This window comes from Waltera sp., assembly GCF_046969025.1.
GTDB lineage: Bacteria > Bacillota > Clostridia > Lachnospirales > Lachnospiraceae > Acetatifactor > Acetatifactor acetigignens.
In genome coordinates, this window is sequence record NZ_JBKVQF010000019.1 from 1 (window position 1) to 17,577 (window position 17,577).

19 protein-coding genes are annotated in these 17,577 nt (G+C 47.6%); 18 read left to right on the plus strand and 1 reads right to left on the minus strand.

Going from position 1 to position 17,577, the window contains the following annotated elements:
- Positions 1-156 precede the first annotated feature (156 nt).
- From ylxM to ACLTOH_RS10990, 17 genes are all read left to right on the plus strand, one after another.
- Entirely contained in the window at positions 157-498 is a 342-nt protein-coding gene (ylxM, locus tag ACLTOH_RS10910) for a YlxM family DNA-binding protein (protein WP_118537863.1), read from the plus strand.
- A 10-nt stretch (positions 499-508) separates the two neighbouring features.
- The gene (gene ffh / locus ACLTOH_RS10915; protein WP_118537820.1) at positions 509-1,888 is read left to right on the plus strand and encodes a signal recognition particle protein; all 1,380 of its coding nucleotides are present in this window, start codon (positions 509-511) and stop codon (positions 1,886-1,888) included.
- An 86-nt stretch (positions 1,889-1,974) separates the two neighbouring features.
- Positions 1,975-2,220 carry a 30S ribosomal protein S16 gene (gene rpsP, locus ACLTOH_RS10920; RefSeq protein ID WP_022313019.1) on the plus strand — a complete coding sequence of 82 codons (246 nt, stop codon included), beginning with the start codon at positions 1,975-1,977 and terminating at the stop codon, positions 2,218-2,220.
- Between the two features lie 31 nt (positions 2,221-2,251).
- Positions 2,252-2,479, plus strand: a complete 228-nt coding sequence (locus ACLTOH_RS10925) for a KH domain-containing protein (protein ID WP_022154075.1) — start codon at positions 2,252-2,254, stop codon at positions 2,477-2,479.
- A gap of 94 nt (positions 2,480-2,573) precedes the next feature.
- Positions 2,574-3,086, plus strand: coding sequence for a ribosome maturation factor RimM (rimM, locus tag ACLTOH_RS10930; protein ID WP_262594988.1), 513 nt, complete (start codon positions 2,574-2,576; stop codon positions 3,084-3,086).
- A complete protein-coding gene (gene trmD, locus ACLTOH_RS10935; protein WP_227064535.1) occupies positions 3,083-4,465 on the plus strand; it encodes a tRNA (guanosine(37)-N1)-methyltransferase TrmD in 1,383 nt (460 codons plus the stop codon). Before rimM ends, trmD begins: the two co-directional genes overlap by 4 nt.
- 115 nt (positions 4,466-4,580) lie before the next feature.
- Positions 4,581-4,928: a 50S ribosomal protein L19 gene (gene rplS, locus ACLTOH_RS10940; RefSeq protein WP_022313016.1), complete on the plus strand. Its 348-nt coding sequence runs from the start codon at positions 4,581-4,583 to the stop codon at positions 4,926-4,928.
- Between the two features lie 118 nt (positions 4,929-5,046).
- On the plus strand, positions 5,047-5,622 hold the full coding sequence (gene lepB / locus ACLTOH_RS10945; protein ID WP_118669761.1) for a signal peptidase I: 576 nt from the start codon (positions 5,047-5,049) through the stop codon (positions 5,620-5,622).
- A 24-nt stretch (positions 5,623-5,646) separates the two neighbouring features.
- Entirely contained in the window at positions 5,647-6,486 is an 840-nt protein-coding gene (gene ylqF, locus ACLTOH_RS10950) for a ribosome biogenesis GTPase YlqF (protein ID WP_117466452.1), read from the plus strand.
- A 4-nt stretch (positions 6,487-6,490) separates the two neighbouring features.
- Positions 6,491-7,036 carry a signal peptidase I gene (gene lepB / locus ACLTOH_RS10955; RefSeq protein WP_227064534.1) on the plus strand — a complete coding sequence of 182 codons (546 nt, stop codon included), beginning with the start codon at positions 6,491-6,493 and terminating at the stop codon, positions 7,034-7,036.
- A gap of 20 nt (positions 7,037-7,056) precedes the next feature.
- Complete coding sequence (locus tag ACLTOH_RS10960; RefSeq protein ID WP_117466454.1) at positions 7,057-7,815, plus strand: ribonuclease HII; 759 nt, start codon at positions 7,057-7,059, stop codon at positions 7,813-7,815.
- Positions 7,816-7,843: 28 nt separating this feature from the next.
- Complete coding sequence (locus ACLTOH_RS10965) at positions 7,844-9,472, plus strand: flagellar hook-length control protein FliK (RefSeq protein ID WP_337418252.1); 1,629 nt, start codon at positions 7,844-7,846, stop codon at positions 9,470-9,472.
- 199 nt (positions 9,473-9,671) lie between these two features.
- Entirely contained in the window at positions 9,672-9,980 is a 309-nt protein-coding gene (locus ACLTOH_RS10970) for an EscU/YscU/HrcU family type III secretion system export apparatus switch protein (protein WP_117466456.1), read from the plus strand.
- Positions 9,977-10,345: a YraN family protein gene (locus ACLTOH_RS10975; protein ID WP_119623664.1), complete on the plus strand. Its 369-nt coding sequence runs from the start codon at positions 9,977-9,979 to the stop codon at positions 10,343-10,345. The genes ACLTOH_RS10970 and ACLTOH_RS10975 overlap by 4 nt, the downstream gene beginning before the upstream one ends.
- Before the next feature lie 4 nt (positions 10,346-10,349).
- On the plus strand, positions 10,350-11,201 hold the full coding sequence (gene pgeF, locus ACLTOH_RS10980; RefSeq protein ID WP_118537823.1) for a peptidoglycan editing factor PgeF: 852 nt from the start codon (positions 10,350-10,352) through the stop codon (positions 11,199-11,201).
- Positions 11,202-11,329: 128 nt separating this feature from the next.
- On the plus strand, positions 11,330-12,028 hold the full coding sequence (locus ACLTOH_RS10985; RefSeq protein ID WP_118537824.1) for a response regulator transcription factor: 699 nt from the start codon (positions 11,330-11,332) through the stop codon (positions 12,026-12,028).
- Positions 12,025-14,706 (plus strand): sensor histidine kinase, encoded by a 2,682-nt coding sequence (locus tag ACLTOH_RS10990; protein WP_118731269.1) that lies wholly within the window; start codon positions 12,025-12,027, stop codon positions 14,704-14,706. The genes ACLTOH_RS10985 and ACLTOH_RS10990 overlap by 4 nt, the downstream gene beginning before the upstream one ends.
- Before the next feature lie 102 nt (positions 14,707-14,808).
- On the opposite strand, the gene ACLTOH_RS10995 is transcribed toward ACLTOH_RS10990, so the two are convergent.
- A complete protein-coding gene (locus tag ACLTOH_RS10995) occupies positions 14,809-16,008 on the minus strand; it encodes a ribose-phosphate pyrophosphokinase (protein WP_022313004.1) in 1,200 nt (399 codons plus the stop codon).
- 189 nt (positions 16,009-16,197) lie between these two features.
- Between ACLTOH_RS10995 and ACLTOH_RS11000 the strand changes: the two genes are divergently transcribed.
- Positions 16,198-17,550, plus strand: a complete 1,353-nt coding sequence (locus ACLTOH_RS11000) for a DUF512 domain-containing protein (protein ID WP_172594741.1) — start codon at positions 16,198-16,200, stop codon at positions 17,548-17,550.
- Positions 17,551-17,577: the final 27 nt, after the last annotated feature.

Consider the following 17,577-nt stretch of genomic DNA (forward strand, 5'->3'; position numbering starts at 1 on the left):
TACCCTGCCAAGGGCTACGGGGATTTGATAGCATTTCTTTACTAACTCTCAATTTACATAAAAAGGTGTAAAGAAAAAATACTTGACACCTATACTTTTCTATAGTATGATAGCCAAGGTGCATATCGCATGACCTATAGAAAGGCACTGGATAAGATGGACAGGATTTTGGAACAGAATCTGTTATATGATTTCTACGGTGAACTTCTCACCGAGCATCAGCAGAGAGTGTATGAGGATGCAGTATATAATGATATGTCTCTCAGTGAGATCGCGGGAGAACAGGGCATCAGCAGACAGGGCGTCCATGATCTGATCAAGCGCTGTGACCGGATCCTGCAGGATTACGAGAGCAAGCTTCATCTGGTGGAACGTTTCATGGCGGCCAAGGAGAAGATCGGTGAGATCGAACAGCTGACGGCAGAGAATGATACGGATCCCGGAGAACGGATGGAACGCATCCGGGAATTATCCAGATCCCTTTTAAAGGAATGGTAAGGAGCAGCAAATGGCATTTGAAAGTTTAACAGACAAACTCCAGAATGTTTTTAAAAACTTAAGAAGCAAGGGCCGCCTGACGGAAGAGGATGTCAAGTCTGCACTGAAGGAAGTCAAGATGGCACTGTTGGAGGCCGATGTTAACTTCAAGGTAGTCAAGCAGTTCGTGAAGGCAGTGGAAGAACGTGCCATTGGCCAGGACGTCATGAACGGTCTGAATCCCGGACAGATGGTGATCAAGATCGTAAATGAAGAGATGGTAAATCTCATGGGCAGTGAGACCACAGAGATTGCCATGCAGCCCGGCAAAGCCATTACCGTTATCATGATGGCAGGTCTTCAGGGTGCAGGTAAGACCACCGCAACGGCCAAGATCGCCGGTAAGCTGAAGCTCAAGGGCAAGAAGCCCTTGCTGGTAGCCTGCGATATTTACCGTCCCGCAGCCATTGAACAGTTACAGATCAACGGTAAGAAGCAGGAAGTTGATGTGTTCTCCATGGGAACGGATCATAAACCTGCCGAGATTGCGAAGGAAGCCATTGCGTATGCGGAGAAAAACGGTCATAATGTAGTGATCCTCGATACTGCCGGACGACTTCATGTGGATGAAGACATGATGGCGGAATTACAGGAGATCAAGGAGACCGTGACCGTGCATCAGACACTTTTGGTAGTCGATGCCATGACCGGTCAGGATGCCGTAAATGTGGCAAAAGAATTTGATGAAAAGGTAGGCGTCGACGGTGTGATCCTGTCCAAGATGGACGGCGATACCAGAGGCGGTGCAGCACTTTCCATCAAAGCAGTCACCGGAAAGCCGATCCTTTTTGTAAGTATGGGAGAGAAATTGTCCGATTTAGAGCAGTTCTATCCCGATCGTATGGCAAGCCGTATCCTTGGTATGGGTGATGTGTTATCCCTCATTGACAAGGCACAGGCCAGCATCGATATCGATGAGGAGAAGAGCCGTGATATGGCCGGCCGCATGAAGAAAGGTAAGTTCGATTTTGAGGATTACCTGGAGAGCATGAAGCAGATGCGTAATATGGGCGGTCTGTCCAGCATCTTAGGGATGCTTCCCGGAATGGGTATCAAGGCATCGGATCTGGAAGGTGCCATTGATGAGACGCAGATGAAGCGTACGGAAGCCATCGTATTATCCATGACAAAAGAGGAACGCAGGAATCCCAAGATCCTGACCCCTCAGAGAAAACACCGTATTGCAAAAGGTGCCGGTGTGGATATTGCAACGGTGAACCGTTTTATCAAACAGTTCGAGCAGACACAGAAGATGATGAAGCAGTTTGGCGGCGGCAAAAAGGGCCGCGGCGGCATGGGTGGTATGTTCGGCGGCGGAAAATTTCCCGGTATTGGCGGCAGATTTTTCTAGCACTGTTTACTTAACTTAAGTCCGATATGAACAATCAGTTCTTATCATATAAATTATTTTATTTTTAATTAATGGAGGAAAAAGAAATGGCAGTAAAGATCAGATTAAGAAGAATGGGACAGAAGAAGGCTCCTTTTTACAGAATTATCGTAGCAGATTCCCGTTCCCCCAGAGACGGTAGATTCATCGAGGAGATCGGTACCTACGATCCTTCCACCGATCCTTCCACTTTCAAGATCAATGAAGAGCTGGCTAAGAAGTGGTTACAGAACGGTGCTCAGCCTACCGAGCAGGTTGCTAAGCTTTTCAAGGTTGCAGGAATCGAGAAATAAGTTCTAAATATCTATTCATCGGAGGTGGATTATGAAGGAACTAGTAGAAGTAGTTGCAAAGGCACTCGTTGATAATCCGGATGAAGTAGTTGTAACTGAGAAGACAGAAGGAAAAAATATCGTCCTTGAACTTCATGTAGCTGCGTCCGATATGGGTAAGGTGATCGGTAAGCAGGGACGTATTGCAAAAGCAATCCGCTCCGTTGTGAAAGCAGCATCATCCAAAGACAACACAAGAGTGGACGTTGAGATCGTTTAATTTCGAATTGAGAGATCCCTGACGTTGAGCGGAGAAACATACAGGCGTGTGTTTCTCCGTTTTTTGGCTAAAAGCCGGAATGGAGTAAAACTATATGGAAGATCTGTTGCAGGTCGGCATTATCACTTCCACCCACGGGGTGAGAGGAGAAGTAAAGGTATATCCTACTACGGATGATCCCAGAAGATTCCGCAGATTAAAGGAAGTCGTTCTGGATACCGGCAAGGAAAAAATGAATCTGGAAATTGAGGGTGTCAAGTTCTTTAAGCAGTTTGTGATTTTGAAATTTAAAGGGCTGGACAACATTAATGATATAGAAAAATATCGTCAGAAGAGCCTGTACGTGACCCGCAAAAATGCAGTGCGTCTGCAAAGGGACGAGTATTTCATCGCCGATCTGATCGGACTGAAGGTGCAGGATGAAGACGGTAAGGAACTGGGCACGGTAAAAGATGTGATCGAGACCGGTGCCAATGATGTCTACGAGGTGGAAATGGCAGACGGTAAGAGCCTGCTTCTGCCCGCTATCAAACAGTGTATCCTGAATGTGGACGTGGAAAATGGCACAATGCAGGTATATGTACTGGAAGGACTGCTTGACTTATGATGAAGTTTCATATTCTGACCCTGTTCCCCGAAATGGTGCAGCAGGGGCTGGCAACCAGTATTTTAGGCCGGGCAGCGGAGAAGGATCTGATTTCCATAGATGCGGTGAATATCCGGGATTACACACAGGATAAGCACGGAAAAGTGGATGATTACACCTATGGCGGCGGGGCCGGAATGCTGATGCAGGCACAGCCGGTATATGATGCTTACCGGGTGGTGGCAGGAGACAGAAAGGTACGCTGCGTCTATCTGACACCACAGGGAGCCCCTTTTACCCAGAAAAAAGCAAGAGAACTGTCCGGGGAAGAGGAACTGGTATTGCTCTGCGGACATTATGAGGGAATCGATGAGAGAGTTCTGGAAGAGGTCGTGACGGATTATATTTCTATCGGCGATTATGTCCTCACCGGTGGGGAACTGGCAGCCATGGTCGTGGTGGACGCGGTGGCCAGACTGGTGCCCGGGGTACTCAATAACGACGAATCTGCCGAGACAGAGAGCTTCCATAACGATCTGCTGGAATATCCCCAGTATTCCCGCCCGGAGGAATGGCACGGAAAGAAAGTACCGGAGGTACTTCTGTCGGGCAATCATAAAAAGATCAATGCCTGGCGGCTGGAACAGTCCGAGAGACGGACGGAAGAACGCCGCCCGGATCTCTATGCGAAATATCAGGAAAAACAGAAAGTCATAAAAAAACTTTCCGCGAAGAAACGTATTTTTATTCATATGATGGAGACACTGTCCAGAGGATTGGGAGAAGTTCTCTATGCGGAGGGGAAAAATGTACTGATCTATCTGCCGGAGATCGGCAATGCCATGCTGAATGCGGAGGATGAGGAGCATTTGGAGAAAATGCTGCCGCTCATTCCGAAAGCCGTGTCGGGGCATAGTATCGTGACCGTGACAGACCGGTGGAATGAACGTGTCAGTGAAATTTTAGGGTATCATGGCAGTATGCTATGTTCCCAGGCGTGCTATACCAGAGGGGAACCACTTCCGGTGAGGCACAAGGACATCCGGCAGCTGACAGTGGAAGAGGTTCCTTATGTGGCGGAGCATTATCACCTGGGAGACGAGATTTATGTCCGGGAGAGGATTACAGCAGGAGATGTCTTCGGCATCTATATCGAGGGAAAACTCTGTGGTTTTATCGGATGTCACAATGACGGCAGCATGGGAATGCTGTATGTGGAGGATGCATACCGCAGACAAGGACTTGCAGCATCCCTGGAAGGTTATCTGATCAACAAACAGAGAGAACAGGGGATGATCCCCTACGCCCATATTGTGAATGGAAATGAAGCGTCCATACAACTGCAGGAACGGTTGGGGCTGAATCTGTCGGATCCCGCGATCTGGTGGCTGTATAATTAAAAAAAGCTTGCTTTTTATATGGCCTTATGGTAAAATCTGAATGTTGTGAAAACGAGATGGTCCTCTGTTACCAATAAGGGTATTAAGAACATCCATTTTATGAAGGAGGCTCATTATGAGTAACATTATCAAAGAGATCGAAGCAGAACAGTTAAAAGCAACCGTTGATCAGTTTGAAGTCGGCGATACCGTTAAGGTATACGGCAAGATCAAAGAGGGTAACCGTGAGAGAATCCAGGTATTCGAAGGCGTTGTACTGAAGAGACAGGGCGGCAGCAACAGAGAGACTTTCACTGTTAGAAAGACTTCCAACGGTATCGGCGTAGAGAAGACTTGGCCTTTACATTCTCCCAACGTAGAGAAGATCGAAGTTGTAAGAAAAGGTAAAGTAAGACGTGCTAAGCTGAATTACTTAAGAGATCGTGTTGGTAAGAAGGCAAAGGTTAAGGAATTAGTTAAATAATTACATTGACCGGAAAGGGGCAGCTGTTTCTGACAGCTGCCTTTTATATTTATTTGAAAAAGGAATACGGATATGGTACACTGAGACTTGTAAACACTATGCGAGATAGGACAGAACATTGAGAAATAAGGGACTAAGTTTTTATAAAAAAAAGAAAAAGATCAGTCAGGAACTGCTCAGGGAAATTTTCAGCTGGATCTTCGGCATTGCACTGTCAGTCTTTCTGGCTGCAGTGGTGGTTATCTTTCTGGGAAAGTCCACCAGAGTTGTGGGCATGTCCATGGAACCGACACTGGAGAATGGACAGCAGATATTTATTGACCGTTTTCTGTATGTTTTATCTTCTCCGAAGGCGGGAGACATAGTAGCATTTCTGCCGAATGGCAATGAAAATTCCCATTATTATGTCAAGCGTGTTGTGGCAGGGCCGGGAGACAAGGTAAGGATCGCGGACGGAACTCTGTATGTCAACGGGCAGGAAAGCAAATGGGTGACGGAACGGATCCTGGATGCGGGTATAGCGGAAAACGAGATTATCCTTGGGAACAAGGAGTATTTCTGCATCGGGGACAACCCGAATAACAGCGAAGACAGCAGATCCGCCAATATCGGACCGGTGGAGGAGGGCGATATGATCGGCAAAGCCTGGTTCCACTTAAAATCCGGGACGGATGGCATCGGCTTTATCAAATAGAAAGTATGGTAGGAGAATAGAAAAATGAATTATCAGTGGTATCCCGGTCATATGACCAAAGCAAGGCGTATGATGCAGGAAAATATCAAGCTGATCGATCTGGTGATTGAACTTGTAGATGCCAGAATCCCCATCAGCAGCAGGAATCCGGATATCGATGAACTGGGAAAAGGTAAATCCCGTATCATTTTGTTGAATAAATCAGATCTGGCAGATCCGGTGTGGAATAAGAAATGGGTCGAGTATTTTTCAAATCAGGGAATGGGTGTACTGGAAATCAATTCCCGTACCGGTATGGGAATCAAGTCGATCCAGGGGCTGGTACAGGAAGTCTGCAAGGAGAAGATTGAACGTGACAGAAAGCGAGGCATCGTAAATCGACCGGTACGTGCTATGGTAGTGGGAATCCCAAATGTGGGGAAATCCACTTTTATCAATTCCTTCGCGGGAAAAGCCTGCGCCAAGACGGGAAATAAACCCGGTGTGACCAAGGGAAAACAGTGGATCCGTCTGAATAAAGGACTGGAACTTCTGGATACCCCCGGTATCCTGTGGCCCAAATTCGAGGACCAGCAGGTAGGAATGCGTCTGGCATTTATCGGATCCATGAACGATGAGATCCTAATTCCGGATGAACTGGCCTGTGATCTGATCGGAGCCATCAAAGAACTTTATCCGAAGGCTTTGCAGGAACGCTACGAGGCAGATCCTGCGGGAAAGCCCATAGAGATACTGGAAGCAGTGGCAGAGAGCCGCAAATGCTATGCAAAGGGAGAACAACTGGATCTGGGGAAAGCCGCCGGCATCCTGATCGATGATTTCCGGAGCGGCAAGCTGGGACGAATAACACTGGAGAGGATATAGACAGATGAACAGAATCATGAGAGAATTATTAAACACAGCGATCTACCTGCTCTGTGTACTGGGAGCGGTATGGCTGGTGATCACCTTTGTAGGACAGCGTACGGAAGTGGAGGGAGCCTCCATGGAGAATACCCTGCACAACGGGGATAATCTGATCGTGGATAAGTTAAGCTATCGTTTTCATGATCCGGAACGCTTTGACATCATTGTCTTCCCGTTTCAATTCCAGGACAACACCTATTATATCAAGCGTATCATCGGACTGCCGGGAGAGACGGTACAGATCATGGATGATGGCAGTATCTACATCAACGGGGAAAAGCTGGAAGAGAACTACGGCATGGAAGTCATAAAACCGGAGACCATCGGCCGGGCGGCGGAACCCATTGAACTGGGGGATGATGAATATTTTGTCATGGGAGACAACCGCAACAATTCCAGCGACAGTCGTACGGATATGGTGGGTAACATAACAAGAGAAAATATCATCGGAAAAGCCTGGCTCCGGATCTGGCCGGTTTCTGATTTCGGTGTATTACAACATCAATAACCATAAATGGGGATAAACAAATGGAAAGTGCAGCAAAGATCAAGGAAATATTACAGGCAGCTTCAATGGAAAAGCTGCCTGAATTTATAGCAGAATATGAGAATGATCCCAGAAGCGGTGTGCAGAAGCTGGTGTCTAGCGCACAGAAAAAGATAGATGCTCTGGAAAAGGAACGTCAGCGGATCGAGAATCTGAAAAAATACGAGAAAGAATACGCACAATATACCTATATCTGCGGAATTGACGAAGTGGGAAGAGGTCCTCTGGCGGGACCGGTAGTGGCAGGTGCTGTCATTCTGCCGAAGGATTGTGATATTTTATACATTAATGATTCCAAGCAGTTATCCGAAAAAAAGAGAGAAGAGCTGTACGATGTGATCACGAAGGAAGCGGTGGCCTGGGCAGTGGGCTATGCTTCTCCGGAGCGGATCGATGAGATCAATATTTTACAGGCAACCTATGAGGCCATGCGGGAGGCTGTCGGCAAACTGGATCCGGCACCGGATCTGTTGTTGAACGATGCTGTGACGATTCCCGGAGTGGAGATCCGACAGGTGCCGATCATCAAGGGCGATGCCAAGAGCATTTCTATCGGTGCGGCCAGTATTGTGGCCAAGGTGACCAGGGACCGTCTGATGGAGCAGTATGCCGATGTGTTTCCGGAGTATGATTTTGCATCCAACAAAGGGTACGGCAGTGCGGCACATATTGCGGCACTGAAGGAGTATGGACCGACTCCGATCCACAGACACAGCTTTATCAAAAATTTCGGATTTTAAGGCATTTTAGCGTGCCGGGAGAGAAAATATGAAGCTGACAGGATGGTTCTCACAGGATAAAATAGCGGATAACAGCAGAGTACAGACTCCAAATAATGCGAATACCGAACAGGTAAACCGGCAGATCCGTGCACTGGTTCCCGGGCAGACCCTCAGAGGAGAGGTGGTCTCCAGGGAGGGCAATAATGCGCAGATCCGTCTGCTGCAGGATGTCCTGGTGGATGCAAAAGTGGATGCGGATATCCGTCTGGAACTGGGGCAGAACATTACCTTTCAGGTAAAAAATAACGGGCAGACACTGAATCTGAGTCCTCTTTTTACCAATATGGCAACAGAAGGAACCGTACTGAAAGCGTTGGATATGGCATCGTTGCCGGTGAACGAGAATACGGTAGCCATGACAAAACAACTGATGGATGTGGGGCTTCCTATTGATAAGAATACGTTGCAGCAGATCTGGCATGAAAGTAATGCGTTCCCGGATGCGGAGATTCTGGATCTCGTGAATCTTCACAAAGTGGAACTTCCGGTGACGGAGGAAAATATCACACAGATGGCGTCCTATCGCAATCTGACACATCAGCTGACAGCAGGAATCGCAGAGACCGGAGAAAGTCTGACAAATATGCTGCAGGGGCTGGTAGAGAGTGGAGACATAGAGCAGGCCGCCACAATCTACAGTGAGGTTCTGGAACTGTTGGCTTTCGAAGATGCGGTCGGAGAGACGGTAACAGGACAACAACAGACCGAGGGACCTCTGCCGGAGCCTGGCGTGGATGTGACAGTGACCCCGGAAGAGGCAGAACAGATGCCAGTACAGCCTTCGGCAACAGCACCGGAAGCTGTGCCGGGGCAGAAGACCATCATAGAGGAACCGACGGAGACGGCATCGGGCAACGGTCAGACGATAAAAGAAAATCCCGGTGCAGAAAAAACACAGGAGGCACCACAGCTGCAGAATCTGCAGAAACTGTTAAAGCAGGGGCTGGAGACGAAAGATATTCCCTTGCTGCGCAGTATTCTCCATAATTCCAAAGTGGCAGAGCTTCCGGCAAAACTCCTGGCGGATCGGTGGAGCATAAAACCAGAGGATGTGGAATCTCCGGAGAAGGTGGAGGAACTTTACCAGAAGCTGGGAAAACAGTTGAAGGGGTTGAGTAATCTTTTGGAAGAAAACGGACAGCGTGGTTCAAGTGCTTATCAGAACGTGACGAATTTAAGCCAGAACGTGGATTTCCTGCAACAGATCAACCAGACCTATGCCTATATCCAGCTGCCGCTGCATCTACGGCAGGGAGAGCACAAGACGGGAGAACTGTTCGTATATACCAACAAGAAAAATCTTGCCAGAAAAGACGGACAGGTCAGCGCACTGCTACATCTGGATATGGAACATCTGGGACCGCTTGATGTGTATGTGACTCTGAAAGATACCAAAGTCAGCACAAAATTTTATGTACAGAATGACACAATTCTGGATTATCTGGAGGCTAATATGGATGTGTTGACAGAGCGGCTGCAAAAAAGAGGCTATGACTGTAAATGTGAGACAACACTGCGTACCGAATTACAGCAGACGGCGCAGGCCATGGCACCGCTTCTTAAGACAGAAGGAAGTGTTCCGGTAGCACAATATGCCTTTGATGTGAGAACATAGCTCATCCATAGGAAACAGACGTGACTGCTAGCAGGCAGCGGATGTTTCCTATGAGAGGAGCGGACAAACATGAGTATGCAGGACGATAGTCCGGAATACGAATGTTTGTTACGATTTCGAGAGTGCGCAGCACGGAGAAAACGTATATGTTTTGTGCGGCTGAAACCATGTATGTTAAGAAGGCCATAGAGGAAACAGAATGAATGACGAGAAAAAGAAAGTAAAACAGGCCGTAGCACTGGAATACGATCCCTCGGATGAGGCACCCAGAGTCATAGCCAGCGGCAAGGGAATTCTGGCGGAGAAGATCATAGAGAAGGCCCAGGAGAGCAGTGTGCCGATCCATCGGGATGACAAGCTGGCGGATACACTGTCCCGGCTGGACATCGGCGAGATGATCCCGCCGGAGTTGTATGAAGTGGTGGCGGAGATTCTGGTATTTGTGGATGCTGTGGATCACCGCATGGTAAAGGAAAGTGTGGCAAACGGGGGAAAACATAAGGGTTGAATACCAGACAGACGGGGAATGTATATGAGCAGATGGCTGCGGACTATCTGGAGAAACAGGGAATGCGTATCCTGGAACGGAATTTCCGCAGAGGCAGGAACGGTGAGATCGACATTATCGGCAGAGACGGAAAATATCTTGTGTTTGTGGAAGTGAAATACCGTTCCGGTGATGAAAAGGGAAATGCGGCGGAGGCCGTGACAACGGCGAAACAGAGAACCATTTGCAGAGTTGCGGATTATTACCGTTATCTGCATCATTATGGGGAGGATACCTGGGTGCGCTATGATGTGGTGGCAATCCAGGGGGAGGCACTTCACTGGATTCCAAATGCTTTTCCGCATCATTATAGTGCAAGGAGTTAGAAACATGTATCCATTGAGCAGAACAGACAGCAGAGACACAGACAGTATACAGCAGAGACAAAAAGGGGAACTGGAGTATCTGGTATTCCCGAAGCTGGAAGAGACCGGTGTGGTGGAACATCTGTTTACCACAAGGACCGGTGGTGTCAGCAACGGAATCTATTCCACTATGAACCTGAGTTTTTCCAGAGGAGATGACCTGGAATGTGTCAGAGAGAATTACAGACGGATTGGTGAAGTACTGGGAACAGACCCGGAACATATGGTGGCATCGAAACAGACCCATACCACGAATATTCATCTGGTGACGAAAGCAGATGCCGGAAATGGGATCACCAGACCATCGGTCTATGACGATATAGACGGTCTGGCTACGGATATCCCCGGAATCGCACTGGTGACTTTTTATGCAGACTGTGTTCCTCTGTATTTCGTGGATCCGGTACACAGGGCCATCGGACTGGCGCATTCCGGCTGGAGAGGAACGGTAGCGGGAATGGGAGCTTGTATGGTACGATATATGCAGGAACATTTTAACAGCCGCCCGGAGGAGCTGGTGGCGGCCATCGGACCGTCCATCTGTGTGGATTGTTATGAAGTGAGTGAAGAAGTGGCGGAACAGTTCCGGGAAGGCTTTCCGGAGGATGTGCTGCAGCCGGGCAAAGCACCGGGTAAATATCAGCTTGATCTGTGGAAAGCCAATCAGAGCATTCTGTTAAGGGTGGGGATCCCGCCGGAACATATGGCGGTAACGAACGTCTGTACCTGCCACAATCCGGAGTATCTGTTTTCCCACCGGGCAAGTCACGGACAGAGGGGAAATCTGGCGGCATTTTTAATGCTGAAGGAGTCCTGAGTTCCTGAGTGCCTGACGGGAATTAAGAAAATTTAAGAAAAAACACGAAAATATTTAAAAATATTATGTTTAAATAGAAATAACGAAAATGATGGGGAACCGGGAAGTAACGGAGAAATGAGGAAAGTATGGCAAATATTCTTGTATGTGATGATGACAGAGAGATCGTGGATGCCATCGAGATCTATCTGAGTCAGGATGGCTATAAAATATATAAAGCGTATGATGGGGAACAGGCAATTCAGATCCTGGACAAGGAGGATATCCATCTGTTGATCATGGATATCATGATGCCCCGGCTGGATGGCATACGGGCTACATTGAAGATCCGGGAATACAGCAGCATTCCCATTATTATCCTGTCGGCCAAATCGGAAGACACGGACAAGATCCTGGGGCTGAATATCGGTGCGGATGATTATATCTGCAAGCCTTTTAATCCGTTGGAACTAGTGGCGAGAGTCAAATCCAACTTGCGCAGATATACTTCCCTGGGGAGCCTGACCGGTGAGAACAAAGCAATCTATCAGGTGGGTGGACTGATCCTCAATGATGATATCAAACAGGTGACAGTGGACGATGAACCAGTAAAAATGACACCTATCGAATATAATATTTTATTACTTTTGATGAAGAACCAGGGCAGGGTATTTTCCATCAATCAGATCTATGAAAGCATCTGGAATGAGGATGCCATCGGAGCGGACAATACCGTGGCGGTACACATCCGGCATATCCGTGAAAAAATCGAGATCAATCCCAAGGAACCCCGGTATCTGAAAGTGGTATGGGGAGTAGGCTATAAGATCGACAAGGAGCAGGCATGAGACGACCTACATTGAAACGGCTGATGCTGGGACTGGTGCAGCAGACGGCGGCTTTGCTTTTGCTGGTGGCAATCGCGGCGGTTTTGTTCAATTCCTATCTGGCGGTAGACACAGCGGATGGCACAAAAGTATATGAATTATCCCCTCTGGATGCGGAAACGCAATTTGAAGATTCCGTGATTTTCCATGATCTGTTCCAGAGCTCGGTATCGGATATTATCCAGCTTATGGTGATCAAAGGACAGATGGAGACCAATGGAAGCTTTGATCCGCATAAGCATGTTGATATCACGGAATTTGCTTCAGGGAAAACCGGCGGTGCAGATTGCCCTGTAACAGCAGTTTATGAGCTGGAAGATCTGATCAAATGGGGAAAATACGGTGCGGAATATACAGATCGTATTATGAGTATGTCGGACTTCGTGAATTATTTCGGACCGATAGACCTGGAGTCGAACTTCCGCGTGGATGCGGACGGACAGCTGGTGTTCGTGGCAGGCGGAGAGCAGACGGAGGAGCAGAAGGAAGCAGTCGCACAGGCAATCGAGGCAATTCCGGAGAGCCAGAGAACCGATCGGCTGGAAGACCTGGCTTTCACATACATTGTGAAAGAGAGTGTACAGGATATCCGGGTATCCAGAGAAGACGATGGTACGCTGACGGTATATTTCCCGATGCTGGTGAACCGTTATGCCACCGTAGACGGAGAGAAGCAGCTGACAGCCTGTGCGGACAACTGGATCGAATATATTGCGCTGCAGAGCAATCTGGAGATGACGATCCAGACGTTGTCAGCCAACTATGAGCAGTATCAGAACTGTAATGATCTGTATAAAGAAGATGCGGGCAATCTGAAATATGTGGTCCGTATGATGACAACAGATGGAGTTAGCAGAACCTATACGAATGTATCGGAGTTTGAGAACAGTTCCGATAATGATATTACGGATTATTTTTCGGAGTACAGACGGTATCTGATCTATTATCCGGACAGTCTGGAATTTACCGGCAACACAGGAATGACTGAGGGCCAGATCTATCAGTATCTGAAAGAGTATGGTTATGTGCATCCGGATATGACTCATATCTGGATCGCAGTGGATACCAATTATCCGGTGGAGGGAGATTCCTTTTACAATGCCAATGTGGTGTTCCAGAGAATCGTTCCGAATATCTGGTATCTGATCGGCGGAGGGATCCTGCTGGCAGTATTGTGGCTGCTGGTGGGTATTTATCTTACCGTAACGGCCGGCGTGGCTTACGATGAGGAGGATGAGCCGGTTCTGTACCTGAACGGTATCGATCATGTCTGGATCGAGTTCATGGCGCTTTTGCTGGTGGGATTTATCTATGGCGGAAGAATCGGATACGATTATCTGATGAATGTGGCCAATAAGGTATATCTCAGCCATTCCGAGATCCAGGGGCGGGAGATCACACGGCTGACAGCCTACGGTGTCTTTGCGCTGTATGGCTTCTGCGTAAGCATGGGAATCAATGTTTTCTGGTACAGCCTGATCCGCAGGATCAAATCCCACAATATGTGGAGTGACAGTTTCCTGCACTGGATCGTCACAAGCTTCGGTAAGGCGGTACATTTTGTGGTTTCCCACAGAAATTCCGCCATCAGCTCACTGATCCCGTATAATCTGTTTCTACTGGTGAATCTGGCAGGAATTTTCGGAGCTTATCTGCTACGGGGAAAAAGCGCTCTGTGGGTGCTTCCGGCACTGGGGGCTATTGTGTTGGACGGCATTGTGGGGGTACTAAGGTTCAAGCAAAAAGCGGAGCAGATCGATATCGTGGAAGGAATCCGAAGGATCCGTGATGGAGAAGTGGATTATAAGCTGGATGTGGAATCTCTTCATGGGGACAACCGTGAGATGGCGGATGCAGTCAATAACATCGGAGAGGGTATCCGCAAGGCGGTAAGCACCAGCATGAAGGATGAGCAGATGAAATCGGATCTGATCACCAATGTCTCCCATGATATTAAGACACCGCTGACTTCCATTATCAATTATGTGGATCTGTTGAAACGCCTAAAGATCACGGAAGAACCGGCCAGAAGCTATATTGAGGTGCTGGACAGCAAATCCCAGAGACTGAAACAGTTGACGGATGATCTGGTGGAGGCTTCGAAAATCTCCTCCGGTAACATTGTGCTGAATCTGGAACAGTTGAACCTGACGGAACTGCTGAATCAGGCAGTGGGAGAATTCTCCGACAGAATGGAAGAGAAAAAGCTGCAGGTGATCTTTGACGGAAATGATGTGGCCGGCATGATCTATGCCGACAGCCGCAGGATGTGGAGAATCATTGAAAATCTGTTTCAGAATATCTGCAAGTATGCCCTGGAGGGAACCAGAGTCTATCTGGAGATGCAGGTAAAGGACGGAAGAGTCATCGCTTCTCTGAAAAATATTTCCGACCGGCCCATGAATCTCAAGGGTGAGGAACTGTCAGAGAGATTTATCCGGGGAGATGCTTCCCGTACTACCGAGGGAAGTGGTCTGGGTCTGTATATTGCGAAAAATCTGACCAAGGCACAGCACGGAGAATTCCAGATTCAGCTGGATGGAGATCTGTTTAAGATTATATTGGATTTCCCGGAATACCATAAGCCGGAAGAACCCGCCACTGAGCAGCTGAAGGAGACCGTGTCGAAAGAGGTTTAGAAATGGCGAAATAAGAAATACTGAAATAAGCAATATAACTGAAAAACGCAGAAACCATAACGGCTTCTGCGTTTTTTTATGCGTTGTCAGATCTGTTGGAAATTAAAAATGAAATTCGCTCATTTCCGTACGATTGTTGTAGGCTTCTACAATACCGTGGATCTTTTCGGTGGTAGCCATGACATTGGACAGAGAAGCGTCATGGTTCATAAAGTCGATCAGGGAAGCAATGAACTTGCTCATATCGGCTTCCACGAAATAAGGTCTGGTGTAGATCTCAGGCGGCAGATAGGTAAGGTTCGTAGTAATGACCTTATCGAAATCACCATGCTCGTAAGCAGCGTCGAAATTCTTCAGACCGTCGGTGAACAAGCCGAAAGTACAGCAGATATATACGCGTCTGGCTTTCATGGCCTTTAACTGTTTTGCAGTATCCAGCATACTTCCACCGGAGGAGATCATGTCATCGATGATGATGATATCCTTACCTTCAATATTGTCACCTAAGAATTCGTGAGCAACGATAGGGTTCTTGCCGTTGACGATGGTGGAATAGTCACGTCTCTTGTAGAACATACCAGTATCGACACCCAGAACGCTGGCAAAATAAATGGCACGATCCAGAGCTCCTTCATCCGGGCTGATGACTAACAGATGATCCTTGTCCACGATCATATCGTCCTCGGAATTTAACAAGGACTTGATGAACTGGTAAGGGGTGGTAAAATTATCAAATCCATTCAGCGGAGTGGAGTTCTGTACTCTGGGATCATGGGCATCAAAAGTGATAAAGTTATCAATTCCCATATCCCGTAACTCTTCCAGTGCATAAGCACAGTCCAGGGATTCTCTGCCGCTGCGGCGATGCTGTCTGCCTTCATAGAGGAAAGGCATGATGACGTTGATACGTCTGGCCTTGCCGTTGCAGGCGGCGATGACACGCTTCAGATCCTGGTAGTGGTCATCAGGAGACATGTGGTTGGTATAGCCGTTCATGTTGTAAGTAATACTATGATTGCATACATCGGTGAGAATGAACAGATCCTTACCGCGGATGGTCTCGCTGATCTGCGCTTTGGCTTCACCGCTTCCGAAACGGGGCACATCCACGTCTACGAGATAGTTGCTCTCGATATAGCCGTGAAAGGCAGGATCGTTTTTCACTTTGTCATTATGGATACTCTTACGGAATTCTACCATGTAGTCATTGATGCGGCGTCCCATTTTTTCTGCGGAAGGCAGAGCGATGATCTTCAAAGGAGCCACGGGCATGGCATTTTCCAGTTCGTGTAAATTAGGCATGATGTCCCTCCTGGACGAGCTTTATTGTTCGTAAAAATATGCAGATCTTCCTTCCGCAAAAGCGCATCTTCGATGCTTAATTTTGCGGAACTATTCTGAATATAACAATTAATTTATAACATTATGCTAGTGACACGTCAAGGAATTTCTTGTACAATGGATAGGAGAAAGATGGTTAGGTGAATTAGAATGAAGAAAAAAGAACATATTGTAAAAACAGTAAAGCCGGGAAGCATCGCGGAGGAACTGGAGATCGCTCCCGGAGATAAAGTACTGGCCATAGATAATACAGAGATCGAAGACATTTTTGATTATCAGTTTCTGACACAGGATACTTATATTGAGATGCTGGTAGAGAAGCCGGACGGAGAGCAGTGGCTCTTAGAGATCGACAAGGAATTTGATGAGGATATGGGCATCGAATTTGAGAACGGTCTGATGGACGAATACCGTCATTGCCATAACAAATGCATTTTCTGCTTTATCGATCAGATGCCGAAGGGCATGCGGGATACCCTGTATTTTAAGGATGACGATTCCCGTCTGTCTTTTTTGCAAGGAAATTATGTGACACTGACAAATATGTCAGACCATGATATCGACAGAATCTGCAGATATCATCTGTCGCCCATCAATATTTCCTTCCAGACCATGAACCCGGATCTGCGTTGTAAGATGCTGAATAACCGTTTCGCCGGGGAGGCACTGAAAAAGGTGGATATCCTGAATGAAGCCGGAATCCGGATGAACGGACAGATCGTACTCTGCAAGGGTGTAAACGATGGCAAGGAACTGGAATACAGCATCCGGAAGCTGATGGAATATCTGCCAAATGTGGAAAGTGTCTCGGTGGTGCCGGTAGGATTATCCAGGTACCGGGAGGGATTATATCCGTTAGAGCCGTTTAATGCGCAGGATGCTGGTGAGATCATTGATCTGATCGAGAAATACCAGAAGATCTGCATGGAAAAATATGGGACACACTTTATCCAGGCCAGTGATGAATGGTACATTCTGGCGGGCAGAGAGGTGCCGGAAGAGGAACGTTACGACGGATATCTGCAGTTGGAGAACGGTGTTGGAATGATCCGCCTGCTATTGGATGAATTCCACGACGGACTGAAGAGGCGTACCGCAGAAAAGGAAGCGGGAAAAAAGCCATCCTGGGAAGGCACCAGAGAGATCTCTCTGGCTACGGGAAGACTGGCGTTTCCTTATTTAAAGAAGATGTCGGAAGAAATGATGTCGGAATACCCCGGCCTGCAGATACATGTCTATGAGGTCATCAATGAATTTTTCGGAGAGCTGATCACGGTGTCCGGACTTCTGACGGGACAGGATATCGTAAAGCAGTTAAAGGACAAAAATCTGGGAGAAGCATTGTATCTTCCCCGGAATGTACTCAGAAGCGGAGCGGATCTGTTCCTGGATGATTATACGCTGGCAGACGTGGAGGGGGCTTTACAAGTGCCCGTGAATATTGTAAAATCAAGCGGATATGATCTTGTGGATGCCCTGCTTGGAGAAGATGCATCTGAATAGATTTTAAGATGGTAAATAAGAAACGGA

Coding starts and splice junctions, on each gene's coding strand:
- ylxM (WP_118537863.1), top strand. CDS start 157: ATGGACAGGATTTTGGAACAGAATCTGTTATATGATTTCTACGGTGAA.
- ffh (WP_118537820.1), top strand. CDS start 509: ATGGCATTTGAAAGTTTAACAGACAAACTCCAGAATGTTTTTAAAAAC.
- rpsP (WP_022313019.1), top strand. CDS start 1,975: ATGGCAGTAAAGATCAGATTAAGAAGAATGGGACAGAAGAAGGCTCCT.
- ACLTOH_RS10925 (WP_022154075.1), top strand. CDS start 2,252: ATGAAGGAACTAGTAGAAGTAGTTGCAAAGGCACTCGTTGATAATCCG.
- rimM (WP_262594988.1), top strand. CDS start 2,574: ATGGAAGATCTGTTGCAGGTCGGCATTATCACTTCCACCCACGGGGTG.
- trmD (WP_227064535.1), top strand. CDS start 3,083: ATGATGAAGTTTCATATTCTGACCCTGTTCCCCGAAATGGTGCAGCAG.
- rplS (WP_022313016.1), top strand. CDS start 4,581: ATGAGTAACATTATCAAAGAGATCGAAGCAGAACAGTTAAAAGCAACC.
- ylqF (WP_117466452.1), top strand. CDS start 5,647: ATGAATTATCAGTGGTATCCCGGTCATATGACCAAAGCAAGGCGTATG.
- lepB (WP_227064534.1), top strand. CDS start 6,491: ATGAACAGAATCATGAGAGAATTATTAAACACAGCGATCTACCTGCTC.
- ACLTOH_RS10960 (WP_117466454.1), top strand. CDS start 7,057: ATGGAAAGTGCAGCAAAGATCAAGGAAATATTACAGGCAGCTTCAATG.
- ACLTOH_RS10965 (WP_337418252.1), top strand. CDS start 7,844: ATGAAGCTGACAGGATGGTTCTCACAGGATAAAATAGCGGATAACAGC.
- ACLTOH_RS10970 (WP_117466456.1), top strand. CDS start 9,672: ATGAATGACGAGAAAAAGAAAGTAAAACAGGCCGTAGCACTGGAATAC.
- pgeF (WP_118537823.1), top strand. CDS start 10,350: ATGTATCCATTGAGCAGAACAGACAGCAGAGACACAGACAGTATACAG.
- ACLTOH_RS10985 (WP_118537824.1), top strand. CDS start 11,330: ATGGCAAATATTCTTGTATGTGATGATGACAGAGAGATCGTGGATGCC.
- ACLTOH_RS10990 (WP_118731269.1), top strand. CDS start 12,025: ATGAGACGACCTACATTGAAACGGCTGATGCTGGGACTGGTGCAGCAG.
- ACLTOH_RS10995 (WP_022313004.1), bottom strand. CDS start 16,008: ATGCCTAATTTACACGAACTGGAAAATGCCATGCCCGTGGCTCCTTTG.
- ACLTOH_RS11000 (WP_172594741.1), top strand. CDS start 16,198: ATGAAGAAAAAAGAACATATTGTAAAAACAGTAAAGCCGGGAAGCATC.